The organism is Phenylobacterium sp., from assembly GCF_030680185.1.
Taxonomy (GTDB): Bacteria; Pseudomonadota; Alphaproteobacteria; order Caulobacterales; family Caulobacteraceae; genus Phenylobacterium.
In genome coordinates this window covers 49,219-65,968 of the sequence record NZ_JAUXVZ010000029.1, presented here as the reverse complement: position 1 = coordinate 65,968, position 16,750 = coordinate 49,219, and the positions used below count along the sequence as shown (strand labels likewise).

The following is a 16,750-nucleotide window of genomic DNA, read 5'->3' as shown; positions in this document are numbered from 1 at the left end:
AATTCAAAGGCCGAAACCTTGTTTTGGGGGCCTTCATCACGCCCATTGATGGGCGTGCGTGGGGGGGACCGAAGCATGGATTGCCGGCCGACAACATTTTCATCAGGCCTGGATGGGTGCGAGCCCAGCCGACTTGAACCGCCCTCTACAGCGCTCATGGGCCTGGGCTGGTGCGCGCCGGCGGTTCTGGGCTTTGTCGGCCTGGCTGCGACCCGACCCTCGCCGCTGGCGCTAGGCGCCGGCGCGGCGATCCTGGCGATCGCGGCCAGTCTGGCGTGGAAGCTGCTTGGGTCCCGCGCCAGCGACTATGCGCTTCTCGCCGAGGTGGCGGCGCGCCATCGGGTCCGGCCGATCCATATCCGCCGTCTCTGGCTGCCCCTGAACGCCCAGTGGCGCAATCCCCGACAGTATGAAGCCATCGTCCTCGACGCAGCCTCCCAGCACAGGCGGCTACATATGGCCGTGCCGCTCTCGGCCGCTGGTCCAGTGTGGGTGAGGCTCAGCCTCGAGTCCTCGCCGATCATGCAGTTCGGGTCCTGAGCCATGGTCGCCAGCCTCAGCATTCACCCGGTCGATCTCCATGTGGGCCAGCGCCTGCGCCTCAGACGACGCGAACTGAAGGTCACCCAGGGCGATCTCGCCGGGCGCCTCGGGATCAGCTTTCAACAGGTTCAGAAGTACGAGCGCGGCATGAACCGGCTCAGCGCCTCGCGACTCTATGAGATCGCCTGCGTGCTGAAGGTCGGCGTGGAATACTTTTTCGAAGGACTCGAAGAGGCGCCAGCCAAGAAGAGCCAGACGGCCGCCTGAAGCGGGGAAGGCTCGTGAGGCTTGGAGGGAGCTCCGGAGCGGCGCGAGGCCGCTCCGGAGACGCCTTGAGGCTGAATGACCAGCCTCCGGATAATGGTGCCGCCGGGCAGGATTGAACTGCCGACCTCAGCCTTACCAAGGATGCGCTCTACCACTGAGCTACGGCGGCGAAAGGCGAGGCGGGGGCTATAGCCAACCCGACGCCCCGCGTGAAGCCCCCAAATCCGGATTTCTCGGACTTGACCTTGAAAGACCCCGGCCGCAAGCCATCGTCATGAGCTCGCCCGAAAAGCCCAGATCTTCACCTCCCCATGATCGGGAGGCCAAGCTCGCCCAGGCCCTTCGCGCCAATCTGCGGCGCCGCAAGGCCCCGTCGAAGGCCTCCGACGCTCCGGTCCCCAAGGATGACAAGCGTTCGTGAGAGTCGTGCGGCTTTGCGCCACGGTGGCCGCAGGCTAGAAGCGCGACTTGGATTGTTCACGCCGCGGGCTGCGGCGCTTGAAGGGGCTGGGCTTGGACCGAATCGTCATCGAAGGCGGCGCGCGTCTGGAGGGCGAGATCGCCATCAGCGGCGCCAAGAACTCCGCCATCAAGCTGATGGCCGCCAGTCTTCTGACGAACGAACCCCTGCGGCTGACCAATATGCCGCGTCTGGCCGACACCCGTTTTCTGGGCAAGCTGCTCACGCGCCTGGGCGCAGACGTCGAGGAGCGGGACGGGCCGGACGGCGCCGAAACCATTCTCCAGACGTCCGAAATCGTCAGCGCCATCGCGCCCTATGACCTGGTCCGCCAGATGCGGGCCTCGTTCAACGTGTTGGGGCCGCTGCTGGCCCGCTCGGGCCAGGCCAAGGTCTCGCTTCCGGGCGGCTGCACCATCGGCGCGCGGCCCGTCGACCTCCACCTGTCGGCCCTGAGAGCGCTAGGCGCGCACATCGACCTGCATGAGGGCTATGTCTACGCCCAGGCGCCGCGCGGTCTGATCGGGGCGGAGATCGTCTTCCCGTTCGTGTCGGTCGGCGCCACCGAGCACGCCATGCTGGCGGCGGTGCTGGCCGAGGGCGAGACCGTGCTGCGTAACGCCGCCTGTGAGCCAGAGATCGTCGATCTGGCCGATTGCCTGAACAAGATGGGCGCGCGGATCACCGGCGCCGGGATGGACCTGATCCGCATCCAGGGCGTCAGCCGGCTGGGCGGCGCCACGCACTCGGTCATTCCCGACCGGATCGAGACCGGCACCTTCGCCCTGGCCGCGGCCATGGCCGGCGGAGAGGTGCGGCTGACGCGGACCCGCAGCGACTTCATCGCCAACCTGTTGGACAAGATGGAGGAGGCCGGGGTCGATGTGACGCATCACAATGACGGCGTCACCATCAAGCGCAACGGCCGGCGGCTGGCGGCCGTCACGGTCGAGACCGATCCCTATCCTGGCTTCGCCACGGACCTGCAGGCCCAGTTCATGGCCCTGATGACCCTGGCCGACGGCGAATCGGTGATCCGGGAAACCATCTTCGAGAACCGCTTCATGCACGCGCCCGAGCTGGCGCGGCTGGGCGCCGACATCGCGATCCAGGGCGGCGAGGCGCGGGTGCGCGGCGTGTCGAGCCTGAACGGCGCCCAGGTGATGGCCACCGATCTGCGGGCTTCGGTCAGTCTGGTGATCGCGGGTCTGGCGGCCAAGGGCGAAACCGAGGTCGGTCGTGTCTATCACCTCGACCGCGGCTTTGAGCGCCTTGAGGCCAAGCTCGGCGCCTGCGGGGCCAAGATCCGGCGTCTGAAGGGCGCGGAGATGATCGAGGACATGACCGCCGATGCCTGAGGTTTCCCGAGGGCGCTTGAAGCTGCGGGCCGAGGACGCCGACGACCTTGCGGTGATCTCTGCGGCGCTGCAGGACGCCGTCGCCAAGATCGGCGACATCCGTTTCGAGGCGCAGACCCGATTGCTGACCATCGCGTTCAACCGTTATCGCTGGGAGGCGGGCGGGCGTTCGCGGGTGCGTAGCGCCCTGCAACTGAGCTCGGTGGAGCAGGTCGAGGCGCGGCGGTTGCGGCGGGACGCGCCCGATGCTGTGGTCGAGCTTCTGGCGATCACCTTTGAGCCGGACGCCGAGCCCCCCGGAGGGGCCGTGGTCCTGAACTTCGCGGGTGGTGGCGACCTCAAGGTGCGCGTGGAGTGCATTGACGCGATCCTGGCCGACGTTTCCGAGCCCTGGCCGACGCCGCGGACGCCGCGACACGAGGCCTAAGGCCGTTCGCGCCCGCCTGTGTGACCCAGGCGCCATGGCGCTGCCCCGCAGGGATCGCTACATAGCCACGCCATGCGCCGTTTTCTTTTCTCCGATCCTGATTTCGAACCCCGCTTCGCCGCCCTGGTGAACGAGCGCCGCGATACGCCCGAGGATGTCGAGGCCATCGTGCGCGACGTCCTGGCGGCGGTGCGAAGCGAGGGTCTGGCCGCGGTGTTGCGCTATGGGGCGCAGTTCGACGGGGTGGAGATCACCGAGCCCGACCTGCGGGTCACGGCCGACGAGATCGAGGCTGGGGCTGCGGCCTGCCCGCGGGAGGTCCGGGAGGCGATCGACTTCGCCGCCGCCCGCATCCGCAGCTATCATGAGCGTCAACGTCCGGCCGACGCCCGTTTCACCGACGAGGCCGGCGTCGAGATGGGCTGGCGTTGGACCCCCATTGAGGCCGTCGGGATCTATGTGCCCGGCGGGCGAGCGGCCTATCCCTCCACCGTTCTGATGAACGCGGTGCCGGCGGCGGTGGCCGGCGTGTCGCGGATCGCCATGGTCACCCCGCCCGGGCGCCTGCAGCCGGCGGTGCTGGCGGCGGCCAAGGCGGCGGGGGTCACGGAGATCTGGCGGGTTGGCGGCGCCCAGGCGGTGGCGGCATTGGCCTATGGCGCCGGTCCCATCGCGCCGGTGGACAAGATCGTCGGACCCGGCAACGCCTTCGTCACGGCGGCCAAACGCCGGGTCTATGGCGTGGTGGGCATCGACGCCCTGGCTGGTCCATCGGAGATCGTGGTGGTCGCTGATGCTCAGAACCGCCCCGACTGGATCGCCGCCGATCTGTTATCCCAGGCCGAGCATGATCCGGCCGCCCAATCGATCCTGATCACCGACGACACCGCTTTCGCCGCCCAGGTCGAGGCCCAGGTCGAGGCCCAGATCGCCACCTTGAGCACCGGCGCGGTGGCCGAGGCGTCCTGGCGCGACCATGGGGCGGTGATCATCGCGCCCCTGGACCAGACCCCGGCTCTGGTGGACCGCCTGGCGCCTGAGCACGTGGAGTTCGCCGTGGCCGATCCTGACGCCCTGGCCAGCCAGGTTCGTCATGCCGGGGCCATGTTCCTCGGCCGGCATGCGCCCGAAGCCATCGGCGACTATGTGGCCGGCTCCAACCACGTTTTGCCCACCAGCCGGGCGGCGCGGTTCTCGTCGGGGCTGTCGATCTACGACTTCATCAAGCGCACCTCCTTCGTGAAGTGCGATGAGGTCGCCTTCCAGGCTCTGGGGCCGGCCACCGTCGCCCTGGCCGAGGCCGAGGGCCTGCCGGCCCATGCTCGTTCGGCGGCCTTGCGCCTGGGGCAGGGCGGGGCGCCGAAAGGCTGAACGAAACCTGTCAATCGACGTCGGGCAGGCGTTCAGCCGGGGCCTTCTAGGGTCAGTCTCGTAGGGCCATTCGCGGCCCGGCGAACTCGATCTGATGGAGGCAAGTCATGCCGAACAAGAGTGTTTCCAAACTGGCCTCGGGCGCTGCGGCCACCGCCATGATGAGCGCCCTCTTCCTGGCCGCTGCGGCGCCTGCCGCCCAAGCCCAGAACTTCGGAGGCGTGCTGGGCTGCAACGCCAGCGGCGGCAAGCAGGAGGGCGGCGCCCTGATCGGCGCCCTGCTGGGGGCCGCGGCCGGCTCCAATCTGGCCAAGAACGACCGAGGTACGGGTACGGCGCTCGGCGCCGTCGTCGGGGCTGCGGCCGGTTCGGCGATCGGCTGCAAGCTGCAGCACGACGACCAGGACCGCAGGTACGCTCAGGGGCAGGGCTACGCCTATAACCAGCCCGCCACTTATACCCATGGCGGCTACCGCCTCGACCGGAACCTGGCGCCGGCCAGCTTCAACCGCGGCGGCGGCGCGATGGTCGCACGCTCGACCGTGAACCTGCGGGCCGCACCGACCACCAACAGCGCCCGGGTCGGTCAGCTCCATGCCGGCCAGCGCTTCGAGGCCCTGGCGCAGGTGCGGGGCAGCGACTGGGTGCTGGTGGGGCAGAACGGCGTCGGCGTCGGCTATGTCCACGGCGCCTATGTCCAGCCCGAAGGCTATCGCCAGGCCAGCTATCGCTACTAGGCGCGCCGCACGGCCACTCAAATCCCCCGTCGCCCCGGCGACGGGGGATTTTTCTTGTCTGGAAGCGCTCTGCGTCTGCATGGCGGGATGACGTTGGGGGGCGGATTGCACTAAAGCTGGCGCTTAGGGCCTGATGCGATCAGACGGACCGTCCGATCGTTGAATCAGGCTCTAGATTCTAGAGTTTGAGCGCGTTTCGACCGTAAGACCGGGTTCCGCCCTTTCCGGAATGCGCTTCAGCGCTTCGCCAGAGCGTCATGGCTGACGACGACCAGAAGAACCATCGCCTGCAGAGCGTCGAGATCGACCAGGATTCCCTGGGCGCGATTTCGCGTGATCAGGAGCAGGAGCGGCAGATCGCCATCTTCGACCTGCTGGAGTCCAACCGCTTCGTCCCGGACGGCGCGGAGGCGGGGCCTTACGACCTGCACATGGGGCTGATGGAGAACCGCCTCGTCCTCGACGTGCGCGGCCCGGCCTATGAGAAGCGCCACATCCTGTCGCTGTCGCCGTTCCGGATGCTGATCAAAGACTATTTCATGATCTGCGAGAGCTATTACCAGGCCATCCGCAACGCCACGCCAGCCCAGATCGAGGCCTTGGACATGGGGCGCCGCGGGCTGCACAACGAGGCCTCTGAGCTTCTGCGGACGCGGCTGGCGGGCAAGATCGAGACCGATCTCGACACCGCCCGGCGGCTGTTCACCCTGATCTGCGCCCTGCATCACCGGAACTGAGGGGGCCATGGGTTCGGGGTCTGGTCCGCCGCTGCCCGGCGCCGTTCTGTTCGCCTGCAACTTCAATCGCGTCCGCTCGCCCATGGCCGAGGCGGTCGCCAAGCAGCTACTCGGCGACAGGGTTTATGTGGATTCCTGCGGCCTGAAGCCCGAGGTCGGGGCCGAGGGCGCCGATCCCTTTGTCCAGGCGGTGATGGCCGAGCAGGGCTTCGACCTGGAGGGGCACCGGCCGAAGACCTTCGACGAGCTGACCGACGACTCCTTCGATCTGGTGATTTCTCTGACGCCGGAGGCGCAGCACAGGGCCGTCGAACTCACCCGGCATCGGGCGGCGGAGATCGAATACTGGCCGACTCACGACCCGACCCTGGCCGATGGCTCACGGGAGAATCGCCTGGCCGCCTATCGTGAAGTCCGCGACGCCCTGGCCCAGCGGATTCGGGATCGATTCGGCGGCGGCGCGTGAAGCGCCGGGCTCTACCAGGGCGTCCACAACCTGGGTTATATTCGGCGCGTTGACGGCTCGCGGCCCGATTCCAGGCGCGTACCGTTCGCTTAGGTGAGCGCCCATGGAGCCGGCATGGCCAAGGAAGAGTTGTTGGAGTTTCCCGGCGTGGTCAGCGAAGTGCTGCCCAACGCCATGTTTCGCGTAAGGCTCGAAAATGAGCATGAGATCGTCGCCCACACCGCCGGAAAGATGCGCAAGAATCGCATCCGGGTGGCCGTTGGCGACAAGGTGCTGGTGGAAATGACTCCCTACGACCTGACCAAGGGCCGCATCACCTTCCGCGTCCGCTAGGCGTGACCGTCCTGACGACGCCCTCCGCCGCATCCGGCGCCCCTACGCCTCGCCTCGTCCTGGCTTCGGCCAGCCCCCGTCGCCTGGACCTGCTGGCCCAGATCGGCGTGACGCCGGACCATGTGGCCGCCTCAGACATCGACGAGACGCCGCGTCGCGGTGAGACCCCTCGGCTGCTGGCCTTGCGGCTGGCCGGCGCCAAGGCCGCGGCGGTCGCGGCCTTCCATCCCGAGGCCTATGTGATGGCGGCCGACACGGTGGTGGCCGTCGGGCGCCGCGTCCTGCCCAAGGCGCAGAATGACGCCGAGGTCGCCGCCTGTCTGGACCTGCTCTCGGGTCGCACCCACCGGGTCTATACGGCCGTGGCCGTCCATGGTCCCGATGGCCGGCGCGCCGAGCGGCTGGTGGAGACGCGGGTGACCTTCAAGCGTCTGAGCCCGACCGAGATCTCAGCTTATCTCCAGAGCCAGGAAGGCGTCGGCAAGGCCGGAGGCTATGGAATCCAGGGGCGAGCCGGGGGATTTTTCCTGCGGCTGCAGGGCTCCTATCCCGCCGTGGTCGGTCTGCCGCTCTATGAAACCCTTTGTCTGCTGCAGGGTCTGGGCTATCCCGCGGCATGAGCCGACGGACCTACTTTATCGATGAGGGCCTTGGGGAGACCCGGGGCGGCGTGCTTCTGGACGATCGGCCCGAGCGGCTGCTGATCCAGCGGGACGACGATTCCCAGCGTCTGGCCTTAGGCGCGCGGCTGCGCGCCCGGGTGCGGCATGTGGAGCCAGCGCTCTCCATGGCCTTCCTCGACCTGGGGGAGGGGGCTGAGGCCAGCCTCTCCTTCAAGCCCGATTCCCGCCCGCGCCAGGGCGAAGCCCTCGAGATCGAGATTCGCACCGAGGCGCGGACAGGCAAGCTGGCGACAGCGCGATTCATCGGGCCGGCCCAGGGCGATCCCACCCTCCTGTCGCCGGCCCCGAGCCTTCTCGACCAGCTGCGCGAGATGGCCGGAGACGGCGAGTTGATCACCGGCCGGGCCGCCCGCCAGATCGCCGACGAGGCCGAGGCTGAGGCCCTCGACATTCTCCATCCCCTCCCGGGCGGCGGAAGCATCGCCATTGAGCCGACCCGGGCGCTGACCGCCATCGATGTGGATGTGGGCGAGCGTAAGGGCTCGGAGGCCAAACGGGTGACGCGCCAGGCCAATATGGCGGCCCTGGGCGTGGCGGCTCGGGTTCTCCGCCTCAAGGGGCTGGGCGGGCTGGTGGTGTTCGACATGGCGGGGCGTGGCCATGACGGCGCCGCCCTGATGGCCGCTGCCCGCGCCGCCTTCAACCCGGACAATCCCGGCGTCTCCATCGGGCCGATCAGCCGGTTCGGCACGATTGAGCTGACCGTGCCCCGGCGCACCCGGCCGGTGACGGAAATCCTCACCGACGCCTCGGGCCGCGTCTCGGCCCGCACCCTGGCTCAGCGCCTCGTCCGGCGGCTGGAGGCCGAGGGCCGGGCTGCGCCTGGCGGGCGACTGAGCGGCCGCTGCGCCCCTGCGGTGGCCGAGGCGGCCAAGCCGGTCCTGGCCCTGCTCGCCGCCCGCATCGGCGCGCGACTCGAGGTCAGCGGCGATCCGACCTTGCCCTGGGATCGGATCGAGGTTCACGCCCGATGAGCCGTCCTGCGGCCAACGCCGCCCCCAAGTGCGCCATCTGCCGCCGGCCCGCTGTGCCGGAGTTTCGCCCCTTCTGCTCCAAACGTTGCGCCGATGTGGATCTGCAGCGCTGGTTCAGCGGCGCCTATGCGGTGCCCGCCGTTGAGCAGGAAGAGGTTTCCGAGGACGAGGACTAGGTCTGTGAAGATCGCGCTCCGCGGCGCTGGACTTCGGTCAGCGGCTCTTTTATAGACGCGGCTCCCGCGCGGCGGGCCTAGGCCTGGGTAGCTCAGTTGGTAGAGCAGCGGATTGAAAATCCGCGTGTCGGTGGTTCGAATCCGCCCCCAGGCACCACTTCCCCATTTTCGCGTACATCGCACTTTGGCCGTCATGGCTTGGGATTCCCCCGCAGCCGCAGCCGCAGCCGCAGATGCTCGCATGCGCGCTGACGAAGCGGTTCGAGCGCCCGCGCCGCCGCGCCAGACCACTATTCCTTGGGCCGTCCATACCCTGCGGCTAAGCGCAGCCGGTTCCAGGACCCTGGGTCGGGGCTCTGGGTGCGGCATTCCGGTGACAGCAGGCGTCTTCATTGCGACGCAGAACCGGCCACCGCCTTGACTTGAAGGGGCGCCGCGCTCATTTGCCGCTTCAGCAACGCCAGGGTGCGCAATTGCTAAGCGCCGGCGGGACGATTCCCGCCAGAATTTACCCATATTGACCAACCGGCGTTCGTTGCAGTCTGTTGCGACGCAGCAATATCTTTCCCGGTTCGGGGGAGATTAGCCAATTATTGCAGTCAATTCATATTGTGCGTCGCAGCAATACCCAAATTTCTGATTAGATTATCGACGGTTAGCTGACGCCTCTCGCACTTGACGCTCCGTTTGGGGGTTGCCAAAGGAGCCTCGCCGCACGTCTAACTTTGCGGTGAGGGTCCGCTGTCCGAAAGGTCTAGCGGTCTCGCCTCGCCCAATCGCGGCGCCGGTCTTCACACGAATGTGGAAGAGTGGCGCTACGGGTCGGGTGCAGCGATAGCGGTTTCGGTTCCGGTGCGGCGAAAGTCGTCTCGGGGCCAGGCTTATTCAACTAGGGTGGAGACGCTCTCGCGTGACGACCCTCGGTCCAAACGTGCTAGACCATTAGGAACTGGCGACAGATGCTCGATAATAAACGGAAGATCCCCTTCATCGCTCTCATTGGCGCCGCTGCGCTGGTGATGGGTGCGCCGGCGTTCGCTCAGGACGCCGCTCCCGCAGATCCGGCCGCCGCCGAGGCTCCTGCCGATCCGGCCGCCGAAACCGCTCCCGCCGATGCTGCTCCGGCAGCCGAAGCGCCGGCGGAAGAAGTCTCGACTGATGTTGGTGGTCACGGCGAACTGACCATCATGACCATGTTCCTGGACGCTCAGCCGGTCGGTAAGGCCGTTCTGATCGGCCTGGCCCTGGCTTCGATCTTCTCCTGGACCCTGCTGCTCACCAAGCTCTTCGAGTTTGCCGGCCTGGAGCGTCAATCCAACCGCTTCCTGGAAGCCTTCCGGGGCGCCAAGAACATCAACGACATCGGCCGCGTCGCCATGTCCGACGAGTTCGAAGGCAATCCGCTGGCCGACATGGCTGCGGCCGCCGTTCAAGAAGTTGAGGTTTCGCGTCAAGCGGGCCTGAACATCACCGGCGAACACCGCGAAACCACCATCGGCCGCGCGATCGCCGCGGTGAGCGGCGTGCAAGCCTCTCTGGCCAAGCGCCTCTCGGGCGGCATGCAGTTCCTGGCCTCGGTCGGCTCCAACGGTCCGTTCATCGGTCTGTTCGGCACCGTCTACGGGATCATGTACTCGTTCATCGGTATCGCGAACACCAACACGACCAACCTGGCCGTCGTTGCGCCCGGTATCGCCGAAGCCCTGCTCGCTACCGGCATGGGCCTCTTCGCCGCTATCCCGTCGGTTATCTTCTACAACTACTTCCAGACGCGCATCTCCGCTTACGGCGCCCGTTCGGAAGGGTATGTCGCTGAACTTCTGAACGCGATTTCCCGGCAGCTCGACAAGGGGGCCTAATCCCAATGGCCGCTAAACTCTCAGGGTCTGGGGGTGGCAGGTACGAAACGGAGCAGAACAGCGAAATCAATGTGACGCCCTTTGTGGACGTCATGCTGGTTCTCCTGATCATCTTCATGGTGGCGGCGCCGCTGGCCAGTGTGACGGTCCAGGTCGCTCTTCCGCCAGCCGTCGCCGAGCCATCCGCGAACCCGCCCAAACCGGTCTACATTTCGATCCAGTCAAACGGGTCCATCTATATCGGTGACTTCGCCACCGATCTGGCTGCCCTGGGCGACGATCTTCGGTCGAACATTGGGCAGCGGAACCCGGAACGAGAGCGCATCTTCATCCGCGCCGATAGGGACACCATGTACGGTGACTTCATGGGTGTGATGAACATGCTGCAGGACAATGGGTTCTACAGCGTGGCGCTCATCGGCGAAGAAGACAATTGAGGGAGGTGAGGCATGTCTGACACCAGTGACACGACTCACATTCATCACAGTCCCTTCGACGCTCCGGCGCCTAAGCGGAACAAGGGCATCATCATTGCGGTCATCGTTTCGATCGTAGTGCACGTGGCCTTGGGTCTTTATCTCTACAAGACCAAGTTCGAACCGGAGTACCGGGAGTACTCAGAGGATGTGACGGACGTGGCGATCATCAAGCCCGCCCCGCCGCCGCCGCCTCCGCCGCCCCCGCCGCCGCCGACGAACACGCCGCCGCCGCCGCCGCCGAAGCTGCAACCGCGTCCGCCGGTCGCGCCGCCGATCAACGCGCCGTCGATCCCCCCTCTGCCGGTTCCGCCGGTCGAGAAGCGGATCGAGACGCCGAAGCCGCCGGCTCCGCCGCCGCCTGAGCCGCCGCGTCCGTCGGTCATCACCAATCCCGATTGGGCCCGTTTGCCCAGTGGGGAGGATGTGGCCCGCTACTATCCCGACCGCGCTCAGCGGATGGGGGCAGAGGGCCGGGTGGTGCTGAGCTGCTCGGTCACCGCGACCGGCACGCTGCAAAACTGCTCTGTGGTGGAAGAAAGCCCCGCGGATCAGGACTTCGGCAGCGCCGCCATGCGGATGACCCGACTGTTCCGGATGCGTCCGCGCACCGCCGACGGCGCCCCTGTTGAAGGTGGCACCGTTCGGATCCCGATCTCCTTCCGTCTTCCCCGCTAAGGGACGACGTCAGGACCGAGGAATTTGGCCCCGGAGACCTAGGTCGCCGGGGCCTTTTCTTTGCGCTGTGCACTGACGCCGATGGCTCTTGATCCGGTTGGCCGGCGCCACTAGAACCCTATCCCTCGCGATGCGCCGCCTTAGCTCAGTTGGTTAGAGCGCCAGATTGTGGCTCTGGAGGTCCTCGGTTCGAACCCGAGAGGTGGTACCATCGCGCAAAGGCCTGAGCGATCAGGCCTTTTTTGCGTTCGGGCGGCGGGTGAGCCGCCTCCGCCACGTCGGCTTCGACAGCCGTTTTCCAGATCAGATCCAAGTCGCTGGGCCAGCCGAACACATCGGCGGGGACCCAGATCGTCCCGGGCTATCGCGCCTGGCCGTCCTGGCGCCCGGTGCGGCGGATTTGGAGTTTGCGCCATGACCTTCGCAAGGACGTCATGAAGTCTGGGCATAAGCGGGCGCCTTAGCTGGCCGGCGTTGAGCGGGCCGAGGCAGAGGCGTTCATGATCCTTCCCAACCTTCCCCGCGCCCTCGTGGCGGCCGGCATGGCCACCCTTTCCCTGACGATGACGGCCGCCGCCGCCCAGGCCAGGGAACCCCAGGCGGCCCTCGAGGCGGCGCTGGCCCGCGCCCCCGACACGGAACCGGCGAAGAACATCATCCTGTTCATCGGCGACGGCATGGGGGTGTCCACGGTCACGGCCATGCGGATCCTGGCGGGTCAGCGGGCGGGCGTTGACGGCGCCTCCTACGACCTGGCCTTCGACACCATGCCCTATGGCGGCCTGGTGCGGACCTATTCGGTGGATGGGCTGGTGACCGACTCGGCCAATGGCGCCTCGGCCATCACCACGGGCCATCGCACGATCAACGGCGGCATCGGCGTCGATGGCCGCGCGCGCCGCGGCGTATGCGACACGGCGCTCAACGTGCCGACCCTGGCGCAGCGCGCCAAACGCGAACTGGGCAAGGCGGTGGGCGTGGTTTCCACCGCCGCCATCACCGACGCCACGCCGGCGGCCTTCTACGCCCATGCGCCCGACCGCAACTGGCAGAGCGACGCCGACATGCCGGCGGCCGCGCGAGAGGCTGGCTGCGTCGATATCGCCGCCCAGCTGGTGATGGCGGAGGATGACCTGCGCCCCGACATCGCCCTTGGCGGCGGCCTGACCTTCTTCCGCACCGAAGCCGAAGGCGGGCGGCGCAAGGACGGCCAGGATCTGCCCGCTCTCTGGTCGGCCCGGCCCGACAGCGCCTTCGTCACCGATCGCGACAGCCTGAACGCCGCGGTCGCCGCCGGTCGCGATGTGCTGGGCCTGTTCGCCGAGATGCATATCCCTCACGAGGTGAACCGCCCCACCGTGGCGCCGCAGACGCCCACCCTGGAAGAGATGACGCGGGCCGCCATCACCCGCCTGGCGTCAGAGCCCCAGGGCTATGTGCTGCTGATCGAGGCCGCCCATATCGACAAGGCGCACCACGCGGGCCTGCTGAATGCGTCGCTCACCGAGGGCGTCGAGCTGTCGAAGGCTGTGGCCGTCGCGCAGGATCTCACCGACCCGGCTGACACCCTGATCATCGTTACCGCCGACCACAGTCATGGCCTGGTGCTGAACGGCGGGGGGCGCGGCGACGATGTCCTGGGCCTGATCAAAGGGCCGACAGGCGCGCCGCGTCTGGCCGAGGACGGCAAGCCCCTGCCGATCCTCACCTACGCCACCGGCCCGGGCGGCCCCAAGGCCGACGAGGGACGTCCGACCTTGGAGGGTGTCGATGTGACGGCGATCGATCATATCCGTCAGGCCGGCGCGCGCCTCGGCAGCGCGGCCCACACCGGCGAGGACGTGCCGGCCTATGCCGATGGCCCGGGCGCCTATCTGGTGACCGGCTCCATGGATCAACCCTATCTGTTCCAGGTGATGCGTCACGCCCTGCGCCTTCCGGTCGAGGCGCCCTGATCATCCAGGGATGAGGGGAGGCCGGACGCCTAGGGCGCCAGCCTCGCGATGTAGTCGGCGACCAGGGCGAGGCCTTCCTGGTGCGGCAGGGCGCGGCCAAGTTCCGGCATCATGACGCCGGGATCGGTGGACGCCATCCGATAGACCATGATCGAGCGCTCGGGATGGCCGGGATCGATGGACACCTGCAGCCCGCCCGACCCGCGGCCAGCGGCCACCGGGCTCTTGTTGATCCCCAGATGGGCCGGCCGCGTCTCCTCCAGGCCCAGGAACAGGCCGCTGGTGGACGCCATGCCGGCTGGATTGTGGCAATGGGCGCAGTTGGCGTCGAGATAGGCCCGCGCACGCGCCTCCAGGGGCTCTGAGCGATCATCCCAGGCGGCCGTCCGTGGCGCCTCCGCAGGGTCGGGCCCGCCGGTGAGATGACCCAGCCGGCGCCAGGCGGCCAGTTGGTTCTGCGTGCGGTCGCCATAGTCGAGATCGCGATTGAGGTTGCGCGCCTTGGGGCCGATGGGGACCAGCTCGCCATCGGCCGAATGGCAGGTCTTGCACTGGTTCTGGTTGGGCACGAGGTAGCTGATCGCTTGATCTTCGCCCGAAGGGTCGATGAAGGCGATATCCAGCCGGGCTCCGGTGCGCTTCAGGACGGCCTCGGTCTGCGCGGCGTTCCAGACATAGGCGAGCGCCGTCCAGCCGTCGGCCTTGCGGATCAGCAACCGGGTCTCGACATACCGCTCATCGACGGCGGGCTGGCGCATGTCCCGTGCGAAGGCGAAGGTCTTCACCAGCACCGAACCGACGGGAAAATCCAGAGGCCCCTCATACGAATAGGCCGCGCTCCTGCCGTCTGGCGTGAAGACATAGCGATGCTTGGCCGCATAGTCGCTGAACAGCGGCGTGGTCAGCTCATAGGGCGTCACCCGCGGGCTGGGCGTGCGGGCGCCCGCATCCTGGAAAAGCCCGTAGTCCGAGAGCAAAGGCGCAGGCGCCTCCGCCAGCACAACGTCCAGCCGCACCGGCGACGGCGCCTGCTGCGCCCCGCTCAGGGCCAGGGCTGCAAGGCCGAGCAGGACGGCGAGCTTGCGCCTCATGGGGCCAGGGTGGCCTGGGCCTCCGGCAGGACCACGGCGGGTGGCTCGGTGATCTCGCCCCGCTCCAGGGTCGGGGTGACCGCGGGATTGGCCTGGTCCATGGCCCCGGCCTTGGGCAGGTTCAGGTTGAGGACCGGACCATCGGTGACGCGCATGGCCTGGGGTCCGCTCTCAGGCGCCACACCATCCCACATCACCGGCGGCAGGGTCCCGCCGACGGCCGCGGCCAGTTGCTCACCGCCCGGAAATGCCGGCGCCCAGCCGTTGCGGCCGATCCTGTTGTCGCGCACCACCACCTCGCGGGGGATGGGGTTGTAGCTCTCGTCGTCGAAGTCGCGGGTATAGCCCACCAGCATGATGGCCGCGGTCTGGTTGCCGTCGATCTCGTTGTCGAAGATGTGGACGTTGCGGTTGGCCATGATCATCACGCCGGCGCCCACCGGCACGCTGGCGACGATGTTGCCCTCCGGGGCGAAGTTGGGCGTGTCGTTGTTGACGATCCTGTTGTCGAACACCCGGGTCGAGTGACCGCCCATCACCGGCAGGTTGGGCAGGTCGAACACCAGGATGCCGCCGGTGTTGTGGGTGACCGTGTTGCCATGGACGTCGGCCGAGCTGGAATTCTCGATCTCGATGCCGGCGACGTTGAACTCGGCCACGCTGTTGCGGACGATGATGTTGTTGGACTGGCCCACATAGATGCCGGCGTCCGAGGCGCCGCGCACGGTGACGCCATCGATCAGCACGTTGGATGAGCCCACCGGATAGACCCCATAGGCGCCATTGGTCGCCTTGGGCCCGCCGGTCCATTCGACCCGCAGATTGATCATGCTGATCTGGTCGGCGTCCTTGGACTTGACCCCGTCGCCCTTGGAATTCTCCACCGCCAGGTCGCGCACCGTCACCTTGTCGGAGGTGATCAGGAGCCCCTCGGCGCCGCCCTGCTGGCCGTCGAAGGACAGGATGGTGGCGTCCGGCCCCGCGCCCTTGATGGTCACCTCGTCGATGTCCAGCGACAGGCCGTCGGTCAGCTCGAAACGGCCGGCGGCCAGTTCGACCACGTCCCCGGGCTTGGCGTCGAGCAGGGCGAGCTGCAGCGCCTCCTGAGCGTGGGAGCCCGGGGCTACGGCGATGGTCTTGGCATAGGCCGGCGCAGCAAGCGCAAAGGCGCAAAGGGCGAGCGCGAGGCTTCGCATGGTCATCCTCCCAAAGCAGCCCAGCTCTTGGCGGCGGGCCTTGCCGCCAGCTTGGCGGCGCGCGGGCAGGGGCGCAACGGCAAAGAGAACAATGATCAGGAATCTCAGGGCCCGGTCTTGATCCGCCGCCCAAGGCGCGTCGTTACTGTCGCCCAACACGCAAAACATTAGGCCGAAGGAGACACCCATGGATCTGCAACTGAAGGGCAAGAGGGCGGTGGTCACCGGCGGCTCGCGGGGCATAGGCCTGGCGATCGCAGAGCTGCTGGCCGAGGAGGGCTGCGACGTGGCGGTCTGCGCCCGCGGGCAGGACGGCGTGGATGCGACGGTCCAGGCCCTGGCGGCCAAGGGCGTCAAGGCCTGGGGCCGGGCGGTGGACATTGCGGACGGGCCTGCGATCAAGGCCTTCGTCGAGGATGCGGCCAAGGAACTGGGCGGGCTCGACATCCTGGTCTCCAACGCGAGCGCCCTGGTCAATGGCGGCTCGGAGGACGACTGGCGGTCCATGTTCGAGATCGACATGCTGGGCGCCGTGCGCACCTATCAGGCGGCCAAGCCCCATCTCGAAAAGGCCGCCGGCGCCGGCGGCGACGCGGCTTTCATCATCACCTCGTCGGTCTCGGCGGCCGAAGCCAGCGGGCCTTCGGCCTATGGCGCGATGAAGGCGGCCCTGATCCACTACGCCAAGGGCGTGGCCAAGGAAGGCGCGCCCAAAGGCGTGCGCTGCAATGTCGTCTCGCCGGGCACGGTTTTCTTCGAGGGCGGCGTCTGGGGCAATGTGAAGGCCAATGCGCCGGGCTTCTTCGACACCATGATCAAGCGCAACCCCACCGGCCGCATGGCGACGCCCGAAGAGATCGCCGCGGCCACCGTCTTCCTGGCCAGCCCGCGCTCGGCCTTCACCACGGGGATCAACATGCTGGTGGACGGCGCCATCTCCAGCCGCGTGAACTTCTAGGGGCA

The 16,750-nt window shown here is 67.6% G+C and carries 19 protein-coding genes and 3 tRNA genes; 19 read left to right on the top strand and 3 right to left on the bottom strand.

All coding sequences use genetic code 11. From position 1 onward, the window contains the following. Positions 1-156: 156 nt before the first annotated feature. Both Q8L83_RS05370 and Q8L83_RS05365 read left to right on the top strand, forming a co-directional pair. Positions 157-540 (top strand): hypothetical protein, encoded by a 384-nt coding sequence (locus tag Q8L83_RS05370; protein ID WP_305285198.1) that lies wholly within the window; start codon positions 157-159, stop codon positions 538-540. Between the two features lie 3 nt (positions 541-543). Next, positions 544-810 (top strand): helix-turn-helix domain-containing protein, encoded by a 267-nt coding sequence (locus tag Q8L83_RS05365; protein ID WP_370868358.1) that lies wholly within the window; start codon positions 544-546, stop codon positions 808-810. Between the two features lie 94 nt (positions 811-904). On the opposite strand, the gene Q8L83_RS05360 is transcribed toward Q8L83_RS05365, so the two are convergent. Next, a tRNA-Thr gene (locus tag Q8L83_RS05360) sits at positions 905-979 on the bottom strand. A gap of 344 nt (positions 980-1,323) precedes the next feature. Between Q8L83_RS05360 and murA the strand changes: the two genes are divergently transcribed. The 16 genes from murA to Q8L83_RS05280 all read left to right on the top strand — a co-directional run bounded on the left by murA (position 1,324) and on the right by Q8L83_RS05280 (position 13,500). Then, the gene (murA, locus tag Q8L83_RS05355; RefSeq protein WP_305285197.1) at positions 1,324-2,628 is read left to right on the top strand and encodes a UDP-N-acetylglucosamine 1-carboxyvinyltransferase; all 1,305 of its coding nucleotides are present in this window, start codon (positions 1,324-1,326) and stop codon (positions 2,626-2,628) included. Further along, positions 2,621-3,055 (top strand): DUF2948 family protein, encoded by a 435-nt coding sequence (locus tag Q8L83_RS05350; RefSeq protein ID WP_305285196.1) that lies wholly within the window; start codon positions 2,621-2,623, stop codon positions 3,053-3,055. Before murA ends, Q8L83_RS05350 begins: the two co-directional genes overlap by 8 nt. A gap of 72 nt (positions 3,056-3,127) precedes the next feature. Then, the gene (gene hisD / locus Q8L83_RS05345; protein WP_305285195.1) at positions 3,128-4,426 is read left to right on the top strand and encodes a histidinol dehydrogenase; all 1,299 of its coding nucleotides are present in this window, start codon (positions 3,128-3,130) and stop codon (positions 4,424-4,426) included. A gap of 107 nt (positions 4,427-4,533) precedes the next feature. After that, positions 4,534-5,163 (top strand): SH3 domain-containing protein, encoded by a 630-nt coding sequence (locus tag Q8L83_RS05340; protein WP_305285194.1) that lies wholly within the window; start codon positions 4,534-4,536, stop codon positions 5,161-5,163. A 257-nt stretch (positions 5,164-5,420) separates the two neighbouring features. Next, on the top strand, positions 5,421-5,900 hold the full coding sequence (locus tag Q8L83_RS05335; protein WP_305285192.1) for a UPF0262 family protein: 480 nt from the start codon (positions 5,421-5,423) through the stop codon (positions 5,898-5,900). Between the two features lie 7 nt (positions 5,901-5,907). After that, complete coding sequence (locus Q8L83_RS05330; RefSeq protein WP_305285191.1) at positions 5,908-6,366, top strand: low molecular weight phosphatase family protein; 459 nt, start codon at positions 5,908-5,910, stop codon at positions 6,364-6,366. A 114-nt stretch (positions 6,367-6,480) separates the two neighbouring features. After that, positions 6,481-6,699: a translation initiation factor IF-1 gene (infA, locus tag Q8L83_RS05325; protein WP_304711939.1), complete on the top strand. Its 219-nt coding sequence runs from the start codon at positions 6,481-6,483 to the stop codon at positions 6,697-6,699. A 2-nt stretch (positions 6,700-6,701) separates the two neighbouring features. Beyond that, on the top strand, positions 6,702-7,319 hold the full coding sequence (locus tag Q8L83_RS05320) for a nucleoside triphosphate pyrophosphatase (protein WP_370868357.1): 618 nt from the start codon (positions 6,702-6,704) through the stop codon (positions 7,317-7,319). After that, positions 7,316-8,356, top strand: coding sequence for a ribonuclease E/G (locus Q8L83_RS05315; RefSeq protein WP_305285190.1), 1,041 nt, complete (start codon positions 7,316-7,318; stop codon positions 8,354-8,356). Before Q8L83_RS05320 ends, Q8L83_RS05315 begins: the two co-directional genes overlap by 4 nt. Further along, positions 8,353-8,532 carry a DNA gyrase inhibitor YacG gene (locus tag Q8L83_RS05310; protein WP_305285189.1) on the top strand — a complete coding sequence of 60 codons (180 nt, stop codon included), beginning with the start codon at positions 8,353-8,355 and terminating at the stop codon, positions 8,530-8,532. Before Q8L83_RS05315 ends, Q8L83_RS05310 begins: the two co-directional genes overlap by 4 nt. An 81-nt stretch (positions 8,533-8,613) precedes the next feature. After that, positions 8,614-8,689 (top strand) — tRNA-Phe (locus tag Q8L83_RS05305). An 802-nt stretch (positions 8,690-9,491) separates the two neighbouring features. After that, positions 9,492-10,391 (top strand): MotA/TolQ/ExbB proton channel family protein, encoded by a 900-nt coding sequence (locus tag Q8L83_RS05300; RefSeq protein ID WP_305285188.1) that lies wholly within the window; start codon positions 9,492-9,494, stop codon positions 10,389-10,391. A 5-nt stretch (positions 10,392-10,396) separates the two neighbouring features. Further along, complete coding sequence (locus Q8L83_RS05295) at positions 10,397-10,828, top strand: biopolymer transporter ExbD (protein ID WP_305285187.1); 432 nt, start codon at positions 10,397-10,399, stop codon at positions 10,826-10,828. A gap of 12 nt (positions 10,829-10,840) precedes the next feature. Next, the gene (locus tag Q8L83_RS05290; RefSeq protein WP_305285185.1) at positions 10,841-11,545 is read left to right on the top strand and encodes an energy transducer TonB; all 705 of its coding nucleotides are present in this window, start codon (positions 10,841-10,843) and stop codon (positions 11,543-11,545) included. Between the two features lie 134 nt (positions 11,546-11,679). Then, positions 11,680-11,756, top strand: a tRNA-His gene (locus Q8L83_RS05285). A 289-nt stretch (positions 11,757-12,045) separates the two neighbouring features. Continuing rightward, positions 12,046-13,500, top strand: coding sequence for an alkaline phosphatase (locus Q8L83_RS05280; RefSeq protein WP_305285183.1), 1,455 nt, complete (start codon positions 12,046-12,048; stop codon positions 13,498-13,500). 29 nt (positions 13,501-13,529) lie between these two features. Here the strand turns inward: Q8L83_RS05280 and Q8L83_RS05275 are convergent, their stop codons facing one another. Further along, positions 13,530-14,591 (bottom strand): SO2930 family diheme c-type cytochrome, encoded by a 1,062-nt coding sequence (locus Q8L83_RS05275; protein WP_305285182.1) that lies wholly within the window; start codon positions 14,589-14,591, stop codon positions 13,530-13,532. Further along, the gene (locus Q8L83_RS05270) at positions 14,588-15,787 is read right to left on the bottom strand and encodes a parallel beta-helix domain-containing protein (protein WP_305285181.1); all 1,200 of its coding nucleotides are present in this window, start codon (positions 15,785-15,787) and stop codon (positions 14,588-14,590) included. The genes Q8L83_RS05275 and Q8L83_RS05270 overlap by 4 nt, the downstream gene beginning before the upstream one ends. A gap of 187 nt (positions 15,788-15,974) precedes the next feature. Here Q8L83_RS05270 and Q8L83_RS05265 point away from each other — a divergent pair, with 187 nt between their 5' ends. Next, positions 15,975-16,745 carry an SDR family NAD(P)-dependent oxidoreductase gene (locus Q8L83_RS05265; RefSeq protein WP_305285180.1) on the top strand — a complete coding sequence of 257 codons (771 nt, stop codon included), beginning with the start codon at positions 15,975-15,977 and terminating at the stop codon, positions 16,743-16,745. Positions 16,746-16,750 lie beyond the last annotated feature (5 nt).